Genomic DNA, 19,208 nt, shown 5'->3' with positions numbered 1-19,208 from the left:
TAATGTTTAGTTTATTTTAGCTTCTTGAAATTTCCTGCCAGTAAGTGCCCATCCAGATTAACTTTATGGTTGAACGCGAAGTAGTAGGGAAGTCCGCGTTATCAGAAAGCTTAATATTTACATTGTTAGCGATGGTAGTTAGTGAGTTACTAAACGTAAGAAGTAACTCTCGGAAAAGTTGTCCGCCTGTAATATTGGTTACAACTGTATTGGCTGTATTGTTAAAATTTAAAATCTGTGCGGCTTGTAAAGTCCCGGCGCCCATGCCACAGGAAACGATAGCAGCATTATTTCCTACAGATACACGGCCTCCAGCTGCTGTTGTAAGAAAAGCGCTGAGTGCTGCTTCCGAGACATAGGTTGCAGGTGCCTGGTTAAATAAGGGGTCTTCCAGGGTAAGCCTGTTGCTCGCAACATTATTCCCGTAAGCATTAATAAAGGTGCCATTTGTTGTTCCGTAGGTTCTAACCGTTCTTACTACCGGCCTTCGGATAACAAGACCTTGTGTTGCCGCTTTGTTAAAAACGATACCGTTTCCAAGATTATTAAATAGAGGGCTGTCAAATTCAACACCTACACCATCTTTTATGTGCACGGCATAGCTGTCGTTACTACCATCTTCAATTCTTCCGCCACCTGTGAAGTAGGTATTGGTGAATTTGATGTTTCTCGGCAGGTCATTCGCTCCATCAGAATCTATTAAAATGGCATTTAATCTTGATCCTTCGAACTGCTGTCCGGTAGATACAAGATTGTAAACTCCGCCATCAAGCCACATATTGTGTTGATCGGAAAGGCTGACCTGTCCGCCTATAAAATTTAAGGGGCCAATCGTTCCTGCACTTGCGGTTCTCCTGCCGATCCTGATACCATATCCACATTTGTATACATTTACATTGCTGTAGATCTTCATGTTGATCTGGCCTTGAGACTCGTTTGATTTAATGTTTAATCCTATACCTGTCCAATTTCCATTGCCGGATGCCTGTCCGCGGATCAAGCCATTATGGTGTTCTGTTTCCCAGGTGGTTACCTCAGTTATGCCATTGCCGGTTGGATTGTTAATCTGTACAGTATAATTGCTGAATAAAATCTGGCCCTGGCTCGACTCGAGGTAAATGACATTTGTGGTTTTGCTGCCACCCATGAAATTGACATTTTGGAAATCAATCTGTCCACCCATGGTTGCCGGACTGGCAATGGAGAAAAATCCAATACATTCAATCAGATTGGCTGTTTCGTTGTTTACGTGTACAAATCCGGCGCCCTGAGGTTCCAGATCGCCGGTTGCAATGCCACCTGCCTGTCCTGTTATTTTTACCCTTCCTGGTCTTGATGCGTATCCCGGATTTTTTAAGCTGTCCTTGTACAGGTAAAGGGTATGGGTAAGGTATTTTTTTCCGGCGAGTAGCTTGATTTCGGTTCCCTGTTTAGAACAGTAGTTGAGGGCGTTTTGTATGGCTTCAGTATCATCAGACCCAGCTTTAGTCATATAATTATAATCGCCTTTGGCACCAAACATTTCAAGTGTGACAAATGTCGATTCACGCTTATACCTTCTTGAACCGCTAATTATGGTCATAGAGCCATCATCTGGGCTGCTACTGTCGTTTGCATCATATTGAAAAGTTCCAGATCGGAACCCGTCATTGATATAAACGATATCGTGGTTATCGGCGGCGCCACTTCTCAGTTGAGCAATAGTAAGATATGGGACATGATTAAGGCTGTCTGTTAACGATTCAGGTTGTAGATCGGCTATTTTTTGGCATGAGCTTAGCCCGGCCATCAGTATGATAGCTGCTATTAATATGCTATGTTTCATGAGTTAGTTCGTTAAAAGTGTCAATACCTGGCGTTTGGCTTTCAAACGTTCAGTAAGCTTAGCTAAGTTTATATTTTGCACATTTACCTTTTCTTCGACAGCTACTGCCGCAGCAATTCCTGCACTTTCCCCCATTACCATCCAGGCAGGTTCTACCCTTAAGGAAGAAAAGGCTACATGTGATGAAGAGGCACAAACGGGTACCAGAAGGTTTGTACATTCAGTTGCTTTAGGTGTAATGCTCCTGTAAGGAATCTGGTAGGCAATACCTCTTCCTTCTATTCTGGTTTTAGCCGGGAAGATGGTTCCTTCATTGATGAAACCTCCATCAGGCATTGCAATTCGCTGGCAGTCGTGCGAGTCGATAGGGAAGGAGCCGATCCCAATTGGATCTGGCTTTTCTTTGGTTTCCAGGATATCCTTTTGTGTTAAAAAATATGCACCAACCATCCGTCTGGCTTCTCTCACATAAAGTACCGGCGGGAAGTGATTGTACTGTGCAAATTCATTTTTGGCGTAGCCTAGCATTTCCATGCGTTTTCTTACGGCTTCTGGAACCGCAGGGTCGGTCATCAGGAAGTATAACAGACCTTCGGTATAATTGCGGTGCTTGTCCCATATTTCTTGTCTGCGTTTTGGACTTGCATCAGGGTAGTCCCAGTTCTCGCCCACCAGGCCTGTAGACAGCTGTCCGCCTATGCCATTGTTGCCATCTAACTTATTGCCGGGAATGGGATAAAGATCGAAGGGGATCCCGGTTTTGGGTGAAATTTTATAGAAGCGTCTGAACAACTCGTACTTATCGGCATTGTAGTCTTTGGGCTTTTTAAAAGCAATCCTGTTTGTTGGATCTTCAGAGAGGCATAAGCGAAAGCTGTAAGTCATGATCCTGTGATCGCCTTGTCCATCAGGAGTAAGGGCTGTTCCGCTAATCAATGGCAAAGGTTTTTTATGTGCATCCAATGGTGATAGCCCTACCGCCTTTTTTTGATAGACCGCACCGGCAAATGATTCTCCAAATTCATCTCGTCCTTCGCGTCCTACACGATAACTCACTCCTGCTGCTGCCATGAGATCACCCTCATAACTGGCATCGATAAAGACCTTGCCTGAAAATGCTTTTCCAGACCTCATTTTAAGTGTTTGGATCGTAGCGCCCTTTAGTTTTGCGGATTTTAAGGTTTCATTTAGCACGACCTTAACTCCGGCTTCTTTTAACATGGTATTAAAAACGAGCTCTGCAACATGTGGCTCGTAGGTCCAGTATTTAGTGTCTTTTTCATCCACACGGTAGTTTAGTTGTATGTTGCGGTCTGCATATACCTTTTCTACGCGTTTGTGAAATTCTTCAAAAAGACCGCCGAGCGTTTCTCTGAACATCTGGTTGGAGTCGCTAAAGCCCAGACCTCCACTCATCATTCCTCCGGCAATGCGTAGTGGTTCGATCATCACAACAGATTTCCCTTCGCGGGAAGCTGCAACTGCAGCGGTAATTCCGGCAGGGGTAGCACCGTAAACTACTACATCATAGTCTTTTTCCGATTTCCAGGAACTGAAAAGGAAAAGTAATAAAATAGCTATATATGTATTTTTCATTTGGTTTGCTTTAAAAGGATTAATATCCTGGGTTTTGGGGTTGTAAAAGCGGATTAAGATTGATTTCACGATAAGGGACAGGGAACAGTTTCCTATCGGCTGTGATGCTCATATTGGAAAGTCTCGGATCGATGGAGAGGTATTTGGTTTTGTAGGCTTGCATGGTTGCAACCTCTTTCCCCCAGCGGATCAGATCGTGCCAGCGATGACCTTCAAAGCAAAGCTCAAGCCTGCGTTCTTTTTCAATCGCCAATTGTGTATCTGCTTTTGATAAACCGGAAAGCGCAGGTAAATTGGCCCTTACACGTGTTTTACTGATGTATGTTAAGGCATCATTTGTTTTGTCGTTCTGATTAAGTGCTTCAGCATATAACAATAAAACATCCGAATAGCGCAAAACCGGCCAGTCGTTATCACCATCGTTCAAAATAGGTGCATTATATACAAATTTCCGGGCCCAGTAATAGATCTTTGGGTTAGCTCCGTCTTTAAATACACCCAGGTAGGCGGTTTTACGTAAATCGGCAGTTTCAAAAGCATCGTATAAATCCTGTGTGCCGGTATTGAAGCTACTGGCTCCCTGGCTTACTATTGAAGATCCGGATTTTGAAGGGGCAAATGCAAGGGCAAAAGAATTGCCAAGGCCTAATCCGCCAGACATGTATTGAGCAGAAAAGATTACTTCTGAGTTATTGTCGTTTCCAGGGCCAAAGAGTTTGGATAAATTAGGTTCGAAAATATAGGCGGGTATTACTTCTTCCAGGATATCTTCTGCATCAATCCATTTCTTTTGCTGTACATAAACTTTTCCAAGCAGGGATTTCACAGCCCCACTTGTGGCACGGCCTATATTTACTCCGGTAAATTTAGGGGGTAATAAATTCTGCGCCTCTTTAAGGTCTTTTTCTATTTGTAGATAGACATCGGCCGAGGAGCTGCGTTTGTAGGTATAAGCTTCTTCTTCCGTTTTTAGTTCTTTTAATACCAAAGGTACATCACCATAGAATTTTACCAGATTGAAATACATTAGGGCACGAAGAAACTTAGCTTCACCGATGTATTGCTTTTTTAGGGCATCGGCTATAGTAATGGTCTCTATACGCTCAAGAATGATATTTGAAGCCGCGATGGTACGATAAGACTGGTTCCATGGACCTGAAACACCTCCAGTAGAACGGTAGGTCAGCCAGTCAAATTCTCCCTGCCCGCCTTCATTTTCAGAAAATACCTGTGTGTTATCAGACGGTAGCTCTGTATAAAGCCAGTAAGCACCGTAAATCTCGCGCAGATTACCGTAAGCACCTGTAAGGACGGCGCGGATGTCGGATTCTGTTTTGTAATAACGTCCAATATCAATAACATGATCAGGAATAAGGTCAACGAATCCTTTTCCACAGCCCCCTGTTATGATGATCATCCCTGCAATAAGGGTTTTATATATTTTAGAAAGATAACGATCCATAATTTTAATTTTTAAGCGATTTGTAATTAAAAACCAACATTGATCCCAAAAATAAATACCCGATTGGCGGGATAGGTCCCCTGATCTACTCCTGGCCGATCTGCTGAGTCACCGGTAACACTTGTTTCCGGGTTGTACCAGTTGTACTTTGTGAAGGTGAATAGATTCTGTCCGGTGGCGTAAAAGCGAACAGTCTGCATCTTAATGGTTTTTAATAAGCCTGCCGGTAAGGTATAGCCAAGAGTCAGATTACGGATACGTAAAAAGGAGGCGTCAGATACGGCTTTATTGGTCAGGTTATTCAATGGGGTTACGCCCGAGGCAAGAGGAGCAGGATATTCTACATCTCTGTCTGGATTTTGACTGTCGAACATATTGTTGTAATAAGTCGGACTGGTATTGACATTGTGTACCCCAAACTGATGACGGATATTTCCGTTGATTAAATTTACACCTTGAACTCCCTGTACAATGAGCGATAGGTCAAAGTTTTTATATTGGAAACTACTGGATAATCCGTAAATAAAATCTGGAAATCCATTTCCAATTACAGCCATGTCTTCCTCATTAATTTTGCCATCATTATTCTGGTCTTTAATGATCCAGTCGCCTACCTTATTTCCGGTAACCCATTGTGGGTATTTACTCAGATCTTGTGTGTTTTTAAAGATACCCTCGACCTGGTATCCATGCATCAGGCCAAGCGGATCACCGACTTTTACCTGGAATACATTGTCCCATCCAAAAATAGCTGCCTTTGCAGGTAGAGAGCTAGGACCTCCCAGGTCGGCAACCATTGTACGGTTAGCCGAAATATTGGCATCTACTGTCCATTTTACATCCCCTAAACGGAAATTAGCTTTTCCGCTAAGTTCGAAGCCGTGATTATTTAACCTGCCCAAATTGGTACGGTAGGAGGTGGCATAGCCGATGATGCTTGGCAGGTCCTTTTGGAATAGCATACCTTCTGTATGGCGGGTATAATAATCAAAGGAGATGCTATACTTATCATCCAGAAATCCGGCTTCCAATCCAAAATCAGTTTGGCGATTTTTTTCCCAGGTGAGGTTGTGATTGGCAAAGCCTGATTGCGCAGCGCCAAAGGCCTTTTGTGATCCAAAAACGTAGTCACGATCGATGATGTTATTCGACCAGGTAAAATCGCCGATATTGGCATTGCCTGTTTCTCCGTAACTCGCCCGTAGCTTTAACTCATTTAATACATTCTTTAAAGGCTTCATAAAGCTTTCCTCCGTAATCCGCCATGCGCCAGATACGGAAGGGAATAAAGCGAAACGGTTATTAGGACCAAATCGTGAAGAACCATCTTGTCTCAGAGCGGCAGATAAAATGTACTTGCCCTTGTAGTCATAATTGATCCTTCCACCAAGGGATAGGAATGCGTTTTGACTGTACGCAAGAGAACCAAGGATCTCTGAAGATGCGAGTGGGTTTTCTAGTAGTGTTGTGGTATAAGTACCGGGTCTTCCGTTTACTTTTGTTGATTTTGCCTGGAATTTTTGTAGAGAGTATAACAGGAGAGCGTTAAAATTATGATTACTCCCAAAAGTTTTGTTGTAAGATACTGTGTTCTCCCATAGCCAGTCTAAAATGGTAGACTGGGCTTCAGCAGCGTAAATTTGATTGATTATTGGATTTGACAAACTCGCTGCGGGTGCACTTCCATTAGCCAGAGTTGCAGGAATGTAAGCGTACTGATCATTGAGGTTGAATGTTGCACCAATAGACGTTTTAAATTTCAGATCTTTAATGGGCTGGTACTCCAGGAAATTGTTTCCAAGGAGGCGGTACTCGCGCAGTCGGTTTTTGTACAGTTCCAAAACACCTAATGGATTATAAAGTCCTGCCTGAAAAAATACACCATTTGCAGAGTTTTTTAATCCCCGGTAACCTTGCGCATAATCTCCATCTTCAGCATATACAGGAACAACAGGTGGCATTAATACAGCCGAATGGATGGGGCTTGGCAAAGCTCTTGCGCCAGTTGTCTCGCTGGCAGAAGCCTCACTGAACTGACCTCCCGCTGGCTGTCGGAACTGTTGCGAAAAAGATGGAGCCATTGATATGCCCAGTTTCAATTTCGGACTTAAGTTAGCATCCATGTTAAAACGGAGGTTGTAACGATCATAGGTAGTTCCAAGCATTGTTCCATCTTGCTTAAAATAGCCTCCTGAAACTGAGAATTGTACTTTTTCGGAGCCGCCCCTGGCAGATAGCTGAAAATCGGAGATCGGCGCCTGTCTAAATATTACATCCTGCCAGTCTACGTCTGGTAAGCTTTGTGGGTTGGTGTTAAAAATTGTGGGATAGGTGATGCCTCGCATCCGGGCAGCATATTTTGAGTATTCTATGAACTGGTCGCGGCTCAGTAAGTCTACTTTTTTGGCTACATTTTGTACACCTGTATACGCAGATACGGTAAAGCTGGTTTTGCCTGCCTTTCCGCGTTTTGTAGTTACAATAACAACGCCATTTGCGGCTCTGGAACCATATATTGCCGCAGAAGCTGCATCTTTCAAAAGATCTATAGATTCAATATCTGCAGGATTGATCAAATTGAACTGGGTAGATTCCTGTAAAGGATAGCCATCTACCACAAAAAGCGGATCGCTATCTGTTCCAAGCGAGCCTATACCCCTGATTCTGATGGTAGGAGCTTCACCCGGATATCCACCCCTGCCGGATTGCACCTGTACACCCGATGCCAGGCCTGCAAGCGCCTCTCCTGGTGTTGAAACGGGTTGAACGCCAATGAATTTTCCATCGACCCTGGAGATGGCTGTAGATACTTTCTTTTTTGACTGTTCTCCATATCCAATAACAAGTACTTCTTCCAGCGCATTTTTTTGCTCTTTCAATGTCACGTCTATGTTTCTGGTGTCTTTTACCTGAATTTCGAAAGTCGTATATCCTACGTAAGAGAATATCAATATGTCGTTCTGATCAGCGGCCAGAATTTTATAGCTTCCGTTTGAATCGGTTACAACTGTATTGCTTGTGCCTTTGGTTCTAACGCTTACGCCAGGTATTGGCAGACCTTTTTCATCCGTAACTTTCCCTATTATGGGAATTGGGGCTGCAAAATGAATTTCTGTAACCGGAATAGGTTTCTCTCTGATTACAATAGTCTGGTCGCCGTTAAAAAGAACCTCCACAGCTTTTTCTGAAAAACATTTGTTTAATGCCTCTTTTAATGAGACCTGGCGTAGGTTTACTGTGACGGGTCTTAAGGATTTAATCAGGCTTGCATCACATATGAAATTGTATCCTGTTTGCTTAGTAAGGAGTGAGAATACTTCTTTTATGGGCGTGTTTTTAACATTTATAGTGACTTTTTGAGCATAGCTCGCCGCATTGACCTGTAAAAACGTAAGGAACAAAAAAGCGATAATAAGTCTCATTCGTAGTGCCCATTTAGTTATGTCTGTTTTAGAGATCCTGTTTGCAGGATTCAGCATAGACAGTGATCTTAACGCACAGGAAGCAGTGTTCCTGAACGTAAGTTCAGTAAAATTTTCATACATTTGGTTAGGATTATTATTTGGTTGTCGTTCAATTGATTAATTCTCCTTTTTAGCTTATTGCTAAATGAAAGCCGGGAGTGGTCTAAACACTTCCGGTTTCCTGGAAATTATAGGTATTTATTTAGTTATAACTTCAATCCTCCTTCCTTCGATCTTAAAAGTGACTTTTCCGGTTAATTCTATGTTTTTTAACAGGTTCTCCAGGTTTTTACTGCGTGAATAGTTCCCTATAAAGGATACATTATCCATATTTCCTTTAAAACTAACATCAATATTATACCATCTTGAAATCTTTTTCATGATGCTTTTAATGTCTTCATCGTTAAAAATAAACAGTCCATTTTTCCAGGCAATGGCTTCTTCGATATCTGTTTCATACACATTGGTCTTGTCTGCGCTCAATACAGATTCCTGCCCCGGTTTCAGAATAATATGTGTTGCTTTTTTTAGGTTTACAATTTTAACAGAACCTTCAAGCAAGGTTGTGGTAGTTGCCTGTTCGTTTGCATACGCATTGATGTTGAAATGCGTACCTAGCACCTTTACTTCCTGTTTCGCGGATTTGACAATAAATGGGACCGTTTTGTTTTGAGCGATTTCAAAATAAGCTTCTCCCATAAGCTCTACTTTACGTTCTTTAACGCCAGCGAAACTTGTCGGAAAGGTAAGTGAAGATGCCGCATTGAGCCATACTTTAGAGCCGTCAGGTAAAATTAACTGGTATTCGCCGCCTTTAGGTGTTTCTATAGTGTTGTAGTTTGGTTTGCTGCCCGACTTACCAGGTTTATCCGTTACCTGATAAACCAATATTCCTGCCGCTGTTTTTGTAATCTCTATGCCCGATTGTTCGGCAAGCTTACCGTCGGTTGCATCGGTAAGAGAGATTTTTTTACCATTGGAAAGTGTTAGAAAAGCCTTATTGCCTCCAGGTGTTATAAGTATATCTGCTTTCGCATTTTGAGATATGGAAGGCTGTTGAACTTTAGGGTAAAAATAAAAAGCAAGGCCAACGCATAGTAGGATTGATGCCGCCACAGCAAGTCTTTGCCATATGGGCCGCGATTGCCCAATATTTGCATGTTGTTTAACTGCAGACCAGTTTTGCTGGTGGAAAAGCAGTAATTGTTCATCGGAAAGCTCATGCATGATTTCAGCATTAAAATCATGCAGCCAGTTTTCAAGGAATGCTTTTTCCTCTGCTGTAGCCTCACCACGGTGGTATTTCAATAACAGTTCTCTCGCGTCTTTATGCATGGTTTTATTCTGGTAATTATAGCAAAGACAGATAAGTAAGACCGAGTGGGTACTGTAAAAGGAAAAATATTTACAAGATGTAGTAAAGGTAGACGAGCAGGCCCAGCCTGGTACGTAAAATTTTTAATGCTCTTTTTATATGTGTTTCTACTGTTTGCTCTGATATGCCCAGCTGTCCGGCAATTTCCTTATTACTCAGGTACTGATTTTTTCTTAGCTCAAATACTTCACGCATTTTTGGAGGCAGGGCTGCTATTTCGCGTTCAATTAATTCGGCAATATTTTTTTCGCGAATTAGGAAATCTGCAGACGAAGCATCTGTATCTATAGCCTGCTGGAGGGAGGATATATATCGTGTTTCGCTTTGTTTACGGGCAATACTATTCAATATTTTATTCAGAACTGATTTGTATAGGTAGCCTGGGAGCGTTGTTTTAAGTACAAAATCTTTTCTGTTGTTCCACAGCTGTACGAAAACTTCCTGCACAATGTCTTGTGCTTCTTCTGTGTTTTGCAGTTTTTTGTAGGCATAAATAAAAAGTAAACTGTCAAAGCGCTTGAAGACCTCCCCAAATGCCAGTTCATTATCTGCTTTGAGTAAAGTCATCAGTTCAAAATCATCCAGAGTGCTTAGTGCGTGCATATTTGCGGTTTGGCTGGTTTAATTTAAAATGAGTGCAGAAAATTTTGAACTTCACAATAACTATAAAATACCCAAAGCAATATTAAATAATTATTTCGAATCTATCTGTTCTTCTATAAAACTTATGTTGCAGAGCCCGTTTTGATTTGAAAAATTGTATTTTCATTTAATTATTCATTTCATTATGCTTAGAGATATTAGTGCGTTCGTTCTTCCGGGAATCATGATCGCAATTGGCTTCAGTTTTTCAAATGTAGAACAGGAACGAAAAAAGATTGATCCGGAAACCAACTACCGGAATTATTGTGCCGGCTGTCACGGTGAAAAGATGGATATGTTTGTTGACCGTAACTGGAAATTTGGCAATAAAAAGGAGGATCTTTTTAAATCAGTAAAGTACGGCCGGGAGAATGAAGGTATGCCTGCTTTTGGTGAAAGCCTGACAGATAAGGAAATAAATGCACTTGCGGATTATATACTGGATGGGATTAAAAATGTAGATAAATATACGTCTAACAATAAGCCTGTTTCTGATGTGTTTAAAACAGAGGAAATCGACATTAAGCTGGAACTGGTGGCTGAGGGTATGGATATCCCATGGGGCATGGCTTTTTTACCTCGTAATGAAATGTTGGTGACGGATAGAAATGGTAAATTTTACAAGGTGAAAAGCGATAAGTCGTTACAGCCGATTACCGGTGTTCCTGAGGTTTTGTCGAAAGGACAGGGGGGATTGATGGATGTTGTGCTTGATCCTGATTTTGCTAAGAATAAACTGATATACCTTTCTTATTCGAAATTTAAAAATGAAGGTGGTAGCATTTTAGCTACAACGGCAATCATGCGGGCTAAGCTGGATGGAGATAAGTTAAATGACCAAAAAGATATTTTTGTTGCAGCACCTTACTCCAGAACACAGCATCACTATGGCTCGAGAATGCAGTTTGGAAAAGACGGTTATCTGTATTTTTCAGTCGGCGAACGTGGCAATGAAAAAGTTAATCCACAAGAAATTAAGGGAAATGACCTGGGTAAGGTTCACCGTATTAAAAGTGATGGTAGTATTCCTGCTGACAATCCTTTTGTGAAAACAACGGGAGCAGAAGCTTCAATTTATGCTTACGGGCATAGGAATCCTCAGGGAATGACCATTCATCCCGAAACGGGTAAAATATGGACAAATGAACATGGTCCACGCGGTGGAGATGAGATCAATATTGAGGAGGCAGGTAAAAACTATGGCTGGCCGGTAATTACTTATGGTATTAACTATAATGGCAAGCCGATCAGCAATCTTACCTCCAAGACGGGAATGGTACAGCCGATACATTACTGGATCCCTTCTATCGGACCAAGCGGCCTGGCTTTCGTAAAGGGCAATAAATATAAAAACTGGGAGGGAAACCTGCTATCGGGATCATTAAGGTTTAAATTTCTGCAGCGCTCTATTCTAAAAGGAACTAAAGTAGTGAAGGAAGAGATCCTGTTTAAAAACATTGGCAGGGTAAGGGATGTAAAGATGGCACCCGATGGGTTTATCTACATCGCTGTTGAATCGCCTGGCAGAATCTATAAACTGGTACCGCTTAACTAAGAAATTGTCTGTTACACAACTTACTTTGTATATTTGCCCTGTGATCAAATGGTTAATATGGGCAAGTTTATAAAAAGTTTTGGTTATGCATTTTCAGGACTTGTTTATGCTTTTAAAAGCCAATTCAATTTCAAAGTTCACATTCTAGCCCTGTTTGTTACGGGGCTGGCAGGTTGGTGGTATAGCTTGTCGCCGGCCGAGTGGCTATGGATTATCGTTGTTTCAGGTATAGTTTTGATTACGGAGTTGTTAAATACGGCTATAGAAGTGCTGGTCGATCTTGTTTCTCCGGACATTCACCCTAAAGCCAAAATCATTAAAGATGCTGCTGCTGCTGCGGTGCTGGTTGCAGCGCTTACAGCTGTTGTTATAGGTCTGGTTATCTTTATCCCAAAAATGTTTAATTATGCTGCATAAAACGAGGGGCATTGTTTTAAAAACGACCTTGTATAGTGAAAGTAGTGTTGTGGCACAGATCTTTACGGAGAAGTTCGGTATTCAGTCATATATGATCAACGGGGTGAAGAAGCCAAAGGCAAAAATAAGGATGAACATGTTGCAGCCTTTACATCTGGTGGATATGGTCGTTTATCACAAAACCAACACAAGCATTCAGCGTGTTTCGGAACTAAGACCTTCTCCCATTTTTAGGAGTATCCCTTATGACATTATTAAAAGCACTATGGTTCTTTTTTTAAATGAGGTTTTGTACAAAAGCATCAGACAGCAAACCACAGATGAGCAGTTGTTCGACTTCATATTTAGTGCTGTATGCTGGTTTGATGAAACGGAAGAATTGAATGTGAATTTCCACCTTGCCTTTTTGCTTAAGCTTTCCCGTTTTTTAGGTTTCGCGCCAAGTACGCAAACTAAAAGTGACCAAAGTTATTTCGATTTGCAGGAAGGAGAGTTCAGGTCTACCATTCCTGTGCACCCATATTTTCTCGATAAACAGGACGCATCACTGTTCATTTCTCTGTTTTCTTTCCCTTTTGAAAAAATAAATGAAATAAATATTGAAAATAGTACTCGTCGAACGATACTGGATAAAATACTGGTTTTCTATACTTTACATACCGCTTCTTTCGGGGATATTCGGTCTCATCAAATACTGGAAGAAGTTCTTTCATAAAAAATCTACATCTTTTTTTGCAAAAATGATTTAAGGGTGTATATTTGCAATCCCAAATCGAAGGGATCTTCGCAAGGTTTTACAGTTGACTCGACTGGTTTATTTAAACAAAAGAGTAAGAATAAGGGAAATTAGCTCAGCTGGTTCAGAGCACCTCGTTTACACCGAGGGGGTCGGGGGTTCGAACCCCTCATTTCCCACCATAAAAACGCCCGTCAGGCGCTAAATGACACGACCAAAGGGAAATTAGCTCAGCTGGTTCAGAGCACCTCGTTTACACCGAGGGGGTCGGGGGTTCGAACCCCTCATTTCCCACACTAAGAAAGCCTTTCAGTTAACACTGAGAGGCTTTTTTCATTGAAATATAATTTTGTTTTAATGGTAATGAAGCTTGCAAAGCTTATTCACTGGTTTTTTGTAATCGGTAAGCTTATGCAGGTTTCATTTTGCCTAATTTTGGGAAATTTTTAAACCTATGTCTGCAGAAAAAAACATCCTCCATCCCCGAAATAAACATCGCTCCAGGTATGATTTTCCTGAATTGATTAAAAGTTTGCCGGCTTTAGAGGCGTTTGTTTTCATAAATCCTTATGGTGATCAATCAATAGACTTTTCGGATCCTGCAGCAGTAAAAATGCTAAATAAGGCTTTGTTAAAGCATTTCTATAGCGTCGACAATTGGGACATCCCGGCTAATTACTTATGTCCACCTATACCAGGCAGGGCTGATTACATTCATTACCTTGCTGATTTGCTAGGGCAGGAAAATGGGGGTGTCATCCCTATGGGGAAATTTGTAAAGGGATTGGATATTGGTGTGGGGGCCAATTGCATTTACCCGATTATCGGGCATCAGGAATATGAATGGAGTTTTGTGGGCTCTGACATAGATCGTGGTGCAATTAGAGCAGCTACAGCGATTGTATCCGCTAATGCATCCTTGGCCAATGTCATTAGTTGCAGACAACAAAGTAATAAACATCAGATTTTTAAAGGGGTTGTTAAGCCTGGTGAATTATTTGATTTTACGATGTGTAATCCTCCTTTTCATGCCTCTGCAGCTGAAGCGCAAATGGGTACTAAAAGGAAATTGCAAAATCTGGGTAAACAAAAGGGGAGGGAAACGGTGCTTAATTTTGGCGGACAAAGCGCTGAATTGTGGTACGAGGGTGGAGAGGTCGCTTTTATCAGGAATATGGTTGTGGAGAGTGCAGCTATTGCCGATCAGTGTTTGTGGTTTACCAGTCTGGTTTCGAAAAGTAGTAACCTGCCTTTTATTTATAAAGCATTACAGACTGCAGGTGTAGAGGAGGTGAGAACTGTTGAAATGGCCCAGGGACAAAAGGTGAGTCGCTTTGTGGCCTGGACCTATATGGATACAGCTGAAAAAGCAGAATGGTGTAAAAAGAGATGGACCATCAAGTAGTTTAGCCGAATGGCGTTTTAAAAGGCCAGTACGCTGGCTTTTTTGTTCTTAAAAGAACCTACAACGTCTCCACTGACATAATGTTTAAAATAAAGTGTGTCGCTTTCTTTAAAGCGCTTTTTTACCATACAGTATAAATGCAGGCATTTGATCCAGTTTAATGCCGTTACTTTATCTTTCCAGATCTCAGGGTAGACATATATCTCATTTCCTTCAATCCTTATCAGGTTCTTTTGTTCCAGTTCATTTACATTGGCAATGATCTTGGCCGTTTGTGCAGCAAGGTTGGCATTGTTCTGTACTTTCTTCTTAGCGTAGATCATAATAACTGTTTAATCCAGTAGTAAAGGATCATCATCATCTGTAAGACTCAGTTGTATGCTATCTGTACCTGCAATACCTTCAATTGAACCACGAATGTGTGCTGCATTAAGCAAAACTTTTTCGAGCTGCTTTTCTCTGGCTTTCCATAATTTCTCCATGGCGTCGCGCTCCCTTTGTATAGAGAGTTTCATGCTCATAAATCCTTCTCTTATAGCTTTCCATTGCTCGGAAAATTCATTGCCGGTTAGGTAGTCGTAAAGCATGTGCATTTTATCACCACGATTTTCCTGTGATTTAGTAGCGCTGAAAAGTCTTACGATGCCATCTCTCAGTATATAAGAAACAGCTTTTACTTCATCAAACGAACAAATCCAGACACCGTCTTTTTCACCAAAGCAATCCATGCCTTTAGGGTAGGCCTGGGTTACGATTACAGCTACATCAACACCCATGCTCCGCATATCCTTTTTCAATTTCTCAATCCATTCCATTGAAAAATCTTTGGTTCGCTTACTTTCGTAGATGATTTTACCGCAGTCCTGACCAAACTGGTTGCGGATATGGTGCACGCAATCGGCTCCACGTACTCCTTTTCCAACTTCAGTAACCAGATCAAAAGGGAAAGCATTTCGCAGCAGTTCCTCCAGGATCAGCTCCTGTGCTTCACCCTGTAGCTGCATTGAGCCCTGCTCAGCCTTGCGTTTCATTTCTTCGGCCAGTTTCTTTTGGTCGTCCAGTTGTTTTTCCAACTCTTTAACCCTTAACTGATGCTCTGTATCTTTTAAGCTGTTTTTTTCTGTTTCTTGCTTGCGTATCTGCTCTACCATTTCTGCACGCTGTTCCTGCAGTTTCCGCTGAATTTGAAGTTCGAATTCAGCTTCTTTTTCCTTCATCGCCTGCTCCTTTTTCAAAAAGTCTAATTCCTTTGAACGGGAAAGTTTTAGCTTTTCTTCATTCTCTTTATTAGCAAGGTCGAGCATTTGTAGCTTGTTCTCAAAATCAGAAGCAATGCTTTTCCTTAAATTCTCTTCTAATGAGGTTTGTAACTGCTTTTTTTCTGCATCCAATTTTTGTTCAAAAAGCATGGCCTGCTGTTTCTTTTGCAGTTCAAAATCATGTTCCTGCTGTTTTTGCTGTTGCGTAAACTCGTTCAGTTTTTTATTATATTCCTCATCCTTTTGCTTGGTAAAAGAAACCATCTTTTCGCGAAGATCTTTCTTATACTCCTCTGCCATTACTTCTTCAATTGGAAAAGTATGGGCGCAGTTAGGACATTTTATTTCTGTGGACATATCAGGTGTTGTTCGAATTTAATGGATGGATGCAAATCTACTACTATCTCTTTACAAATAAACTCTCTGCAAATTTCATGGATACACTTCTTGGTTCTTCTTTCTCAATCTGAATGCTGAGTGAACCGTCAAAGTCTATCACCTCAAGCACTTTAAATTTAGTGCCTATCGTGATGTTTAGTTTTTCCAGATATTGAAGGAACACTGCTGAGGTGTCTTTTACGGCAACAACTTTACATACTTCGCCGGCCGTTACTTCAGATAACAAAACCTTATCAATTGCCGGTATGTCGCCGTTTGCTTTGGGAATTGGGTCTCCATGTGGGTCAAATTCCGGGAAGTCAAGAAATTCTTCCAGTTTGTTTACCAGTTTTTCTGATTGGATATGCTCCAGTTGTTCGGCAACTTCATGTACTTCATCCCAGCTAAAGTCGAGTTTTTCATATAAAAAGGTTTCCCATAGTCTGTGCTTTCTTAATATAGCGGTTGCTTTTTCTCTGCCCAGTTCTGTTAACAGGATTTTACCATATTTCTGGTAGGTAACCAACTCTTTCTCTTTCAGTTTTTTAAGCATGTCGGTAGCAGTAGCTGGTTTTACCCCCAGATAAGCTGCCATTTCGTTTGTGCCTGCTTCCGGCCTTTCTTCGTTCTGGAAGCTAAGCATCAATAGTGCTTTTAAATAATTCTCTTCAGTATAAGATAGCATGTACAAATATAGAATAAATATAAAACAATATTTATCGAATAATATTTGTTAGACTTGTCTAACTTGTGTATTTTTGTAAAATAATATTTAATTTTAGATAAATGAGAATCCATATTAAGGTCCTTACCTTTTTCATCGTTTTGTGCGCTTTTACTGCTTCAGCCCAAACGGGTATCATTAACGGTACTGTTGTTTCGCGGAATATGCCGCTTCCTGATGTTAGTGTTAGTCTGCAAGGTACTTCCCTTGTTGTAAAAACGGATAGCGCAGGGAATTACGCTTTTGACAAAGTCTCTGCGGGGGTTTATAAGGTTCAGGCTGCGGCTGTTGGGTATAGAAAAATGCTTAAGCCTATATTGTTGAAGAGTGATTCGGTAAAATTGAATTTCGACCTGAGTAATTTAGAAAATGACTTGAATGAGGTAGTGGTAACGGGCACTTTGAAAGAAGTAAAGAGATTGGAAAGCCCGGTTCCGGTTGAAGTTTATACCCAGGCTTATTTTAGGAAAAACCCAACGCCAAGTATTTTCGAGGCCTTGCAGAATGTGAATGGGGTGAGACCGCAATTGAACTGCAATATCTGTAATACAGGGGATATCCACATCAACGGATTGGAAGGGCCATATACAATGATATTGATTGATGGTATGCCAATTGTGAGTAGCTTGTCAAGTGTTTACGGTCTTTCAGGTATACCAAATTCATTAGTTGAGCAAATTGAAATTGTAAAGGGCCCTGCTTCTTCATTATATGGTAGTGAAGCTGTTGGCGGATTAATTAATATCATTACTAAAAAGCCGCAAAATGCACCGTTGTTTTCTGCGGATGTTTTTTCGACTAGTTATGGGGAGTTGAATACCGACCTTGGCTTTAAGTTTAAAGCAGGTAAGGGGGCGGATGTGTTAACTGGTATTAATTATTTTAAATATGGGAATCCTGTAGATCATAACCACGATAATTTTACTGATGTTACTTTGCAGGACCGTATATCTATATTTCAAAAATGGAATTTAAAAAGAAAGAACAACCGGATTTTTACATTGGGCGGAAGATATGTTTATGAGGACCGTTGGGGTGGTGAGATGCAATGGAATAAATCGTACAGGGGAGGAAATGAGGTGTACGGGGAGAGCATTTATACCAGTCGCTGGGAGGTGATCGGTAACTACCAGCTGCCAGTGAATGAAAAGGTATTTCTCGCTTTTTCTTACAATGAGCATGATCAGGATAGCAGGTATGGTGTTACTTCTTATATTGCTAAACAGAAAATTGGTTTTGGCCAGCTTACCTGGGATAAACAAGTCGGTAATCATGATTTGTTATTTGGTGCCGCACTTCGTTATACGTACTATGATGACAACACACCGGCGACTACGGGCTTAAATCAGGACTTAAAAAGTAATACCTGGTTGCCTGGCGTTTTTGTTCAGGATGAAATTACGCTCGCGCCAAAACATAAGTTTCTTGCAGGTTTCAGGTACGATTATAACTCTGTTCATGGAAATATATTTACACCACGTGTTGCATACAAGTGGAGCATCAACGATAATAATATCTTAAGATTAAATGCTGGAACGGGCTTTAGGGTAGTTAATATTTTTACTGAAGATCATGCAGCTTTGACCGGGGCTAGAGAGGTAAAAGTTGTAGGGGAGTTAAAACCTGAGCGGACCTATAATGTAAATCTGAATTTTCTGAAGAAGATGTATTTCGATAATGGAACTTTCTTTGGCGTAGAAGCATCAGCTTTTTATACCCATTTCAACAATAGAATTATAGGTAACTTCGATATCAATCCCAATGAGATCATATACGATAACCTGGATGGTTATGCGGTAAGTAAAGGTTTTAGTGCCAATATGGACCTTACCTTAAATAATGGATTGAAGTTCATATTTGGTGGTACTTATCAGGATGTAGCTACTTATGAGCAGGGCGTAAAAAAACAACAGATTCTTACCGAGAAGTTTTCCGGCAATTGGGCGGTGTCCTACAAAATTAACCCGCTTAATTTAACGGTCGATTATACCGGGAATGTTTATAGTCCAATGCGTTTGCCTCTTTTAAGTGATACTGATCCACGTATGGAATATTCGAAGACATGGAGCATACAAAATATCCAGTTAACGTTTGCCGGATTTAAAAACATTGAAGTTTATGGAGGGGTTAAAAATCTATTGAACTGGACACCTAACAAAGGGAATCCATTTATCATTGCAGGAGCAAATGATCCTTTCGATAACAATGTGGAGTACAATGCAAACGGGACTGTTAAGGCAACAGAGGGGAATCCGGATGCACTGACTTTTGATCCGACTTATGTTTATGGTCCGAATCAAAATATCAGAGGCTTTTTAGGTGTGAGATTGACAATTAAATGATGTTGTTCTTTGCTGTAAATCAATTAAC

14 protein-coding genes and 2 tRNA genes are annotated in these 19,208 nt (G+C 41.1%); 7 read left to right on the top strand and 9 right to left on the bottom strand.

The genetic code is table 11. From position 1 onward, the window contains the following. Positions 1-16: 16 nt before the first annotated feature. The 6 genes from B9A18_RS05335 to B9A18_RS05310 form a co-directional block, all read right to left on the bottom strand. Positions 17-1,825 (bottom strand): hypothetical protein, encoded by a 1,809-nt coding sequence (locus tag B9A18_RS05335; protein WP_084287843.1) that lies wholly within the window; start codon positions 1,823-1,825, stop codon positions 17-19. A 3-nt stretch (positions 1,826-1,828) separates the two neighbouring features. Beyond that, on the bottom strand, positions 1,829-3,421 hold the full coding sequence (locus B9A18_RS05330; protein WP_084287841.1) for an FAD-dependent oxidoreductase: 1,593 nt from the start codon (positions 3,419-3,421) through the stop codon (positions 1,829-1,831). Between the two features lie 19 nt (positions 3,422-3,440). Continuing rightward, positions 3,441-4,883 (bottom strand): RagB/SusD family nutrient uptake outer membrane protein, encoded by a 1,443-nt coding sequence (locus B9A18_RS05325; RefSeq protein ID WP_084287839.1) that lies wholly within the window; start codon positions 4,881-4,883, stop codon positions 3,441-3,443. A 26-nt stretch (positions 4,884-4,909) separates the two neighbouring features. Then, complete coding sequence (locus B9A18_RS05320; protein WP_084287837.1) at positions 4,910-8,428, bottom strand: TonB-dependent receptor; 3,519 nt, start codon at positions 8,426-8,428, stop codon at positions 4,910-4,912. 117 nt (positions 8,429-8,545) lie between these two features. Further along, entirely contained in the window at positions 8,546-9,682 is a 1,137-nt protein-coding gene (locus B9A18_RS05315) for a FecR family protein (protein WP_084287835.1), read from the bottom strand. A gap of 70 nt (positions 9,683-9,752) precedes the next feature. Further along, positions 9,753-10,325 carry an RNA polymerase sigma factor gene (locus tag B9A18_RS05310; RefSeq protein ID WP_084287832.1) on the bottom strand — a complete coding sequence of 191 codons (573 nt, stop codon included), beginning with the start codon at positions 10,323-10,325 and terminating at the stop codon, positions 9,753-9,755. A gap of 184 nt (positions 10,326-10,509) precedes the next feature. Here B9A18_RS05310 and B9A18_RS05305 point away from each other — a divergent pair, with 184 nt between their 5' ends. The 6 genes from B9A18_RS05305 (at position 10,510) to rlmF (ending at position 14,477) form a co-directional block, all read left to right on the top strand. Beyond that, positions 10,510-11,919 carry a PQQ-dependent sugar dehydrogenase gene (locus B9A18_RS05305; RefSeq protein ID WP_084287829.1) on the top strand — a complete coding sequence of 470 codons (1,410 nt, stop codon included), beginning with the start codon at positions 10,510-10,512 and terminating at the stop codon, positions 11,917-11,919. A 57-nt stretch (positions 11,920-11,976) separates the two neighbouring features. Further along, a complete protein-coding gene (locus tag B9A18_RS05300; RefSeq protein WP_084288755.1) occupies positions 11,977-12,336 on the top strand; it encodes a diacylglycerol kinase family protein in 360 nt (119 codons plus the stop codon). Continuing rightward, positions 12,326-13,051, top strand: a complete 726-nt coding sequence (gene recO / locus B9A18_RS05295; RefSeq protein WP_084287826.1) for a DNA repair protein RecO — start codon at positions 12,326-12,328, stop codon at positions 13,049-13,051. Before B9A18_RS05300 ends, recO begins: the two co-directional genes overlap by 11 nt. A 125-nt stretch (positions 13,052-13,176) precedes the next feature. Continuing rightward, a tRNA-Val gene (locus B9A18_RS05290) sits at positions 13,177-13,254 on the top strand. 37 nt (positions 13,255-13,291) lie between these two features. Then, positions 13,292-13,366 (top strand) — tRNA-Val (locus B9A18_RS05285). A gap of 160 nt (positions 13,367-13,526) precedes the next feature. Next, entirely contained in the window at positions 13,527-14,477 is a 951-nt protein-coding gene (rlmF, locus tag B9A18_RS05280) for a 23S rRNA (adenine(1618)-N(6))-methyltransferase RlmF (protein WP_084287824.1), read from the top strand. 17 nt (positions 14,478-14,494) lie between these two features. On the opposite strand, the gene B9A18_RS05275 is transcribed toward rlmF, so the two are convergent. From B9A18_RS05275 to B9A18_RS05265, 3 genes are read right to left on the bottom strand one after another with little or no spacing between them, the layout of a single operon-like run. Then, positions 14,495-14,800 (bottom strand): hypothetical protein, encoded by a 306-nt coding sequence (locus B9A18_RS05275; protein WP_084287821.1) that lies wholly within the window; start codon positions 14,798-14,800, stop codon positions 14,495-14,497. A 9-nt stretch (positions 14,801-14,809) separates the two neighbouring features. Beyond that, positions 14,810-16,093, bottom strand: coding sequence for a DUF2130 domain-containing protein (locus B9A18_RS05270; protein ID WP_235005238.1), 1,284 nt, complete (start codon positions 16,091-16,093; stop codon positions 14,810-14,812). A 43-nt stretch (positions 16,094-16,136) separates the two neighbouring features. After that, positions 16,137-16,799 carry a metal-dependent transcriptional regulator gene (locus tag B9A18_RS05265; RefSeq protein WP_084287818.1) on the bottom strand — a complete coding sequence of 221 codons (663 nt, stop codon included), beginning with the start codon at positions 16,797-16,799 and terminating at the stop codon, positions 16,137-16,139. Positions 16,800-16,900: 101 nt separating this feature from the next. Between B9A18_RS05265 and B9A18_RS05260 the strand changes: the two genes are divergently transcribed. Next, positions 16,901-19,180 (top strand): TonB-dependent receptor, encoded by a 2,280-nt coding sequence (locus B9A18_RS05260; protein WP_084287815.1) that lies wholly within the window; start codon positions 16,901-16,903, stop codon positions 19,178-19,180. The last annotated feature ends 28 nt before the right edge of the window (positions 19,181-19,208 follow it).

Source organism: Pedobacter nyackensis (assembly GCF_900176505.1).
Taxonomy (GTDB): domain Bacteria; phylum Bacteroidota; class Bacteroidia; order Sphingobacteriales; family Sphingobacteriaceae; genus Pedobacter; species Pedobacter nyackensis.
Note: the sequence above shows the minus strand (reverse complement) of the source record. Positions and strands in the feature narration are given on the sequence as shown.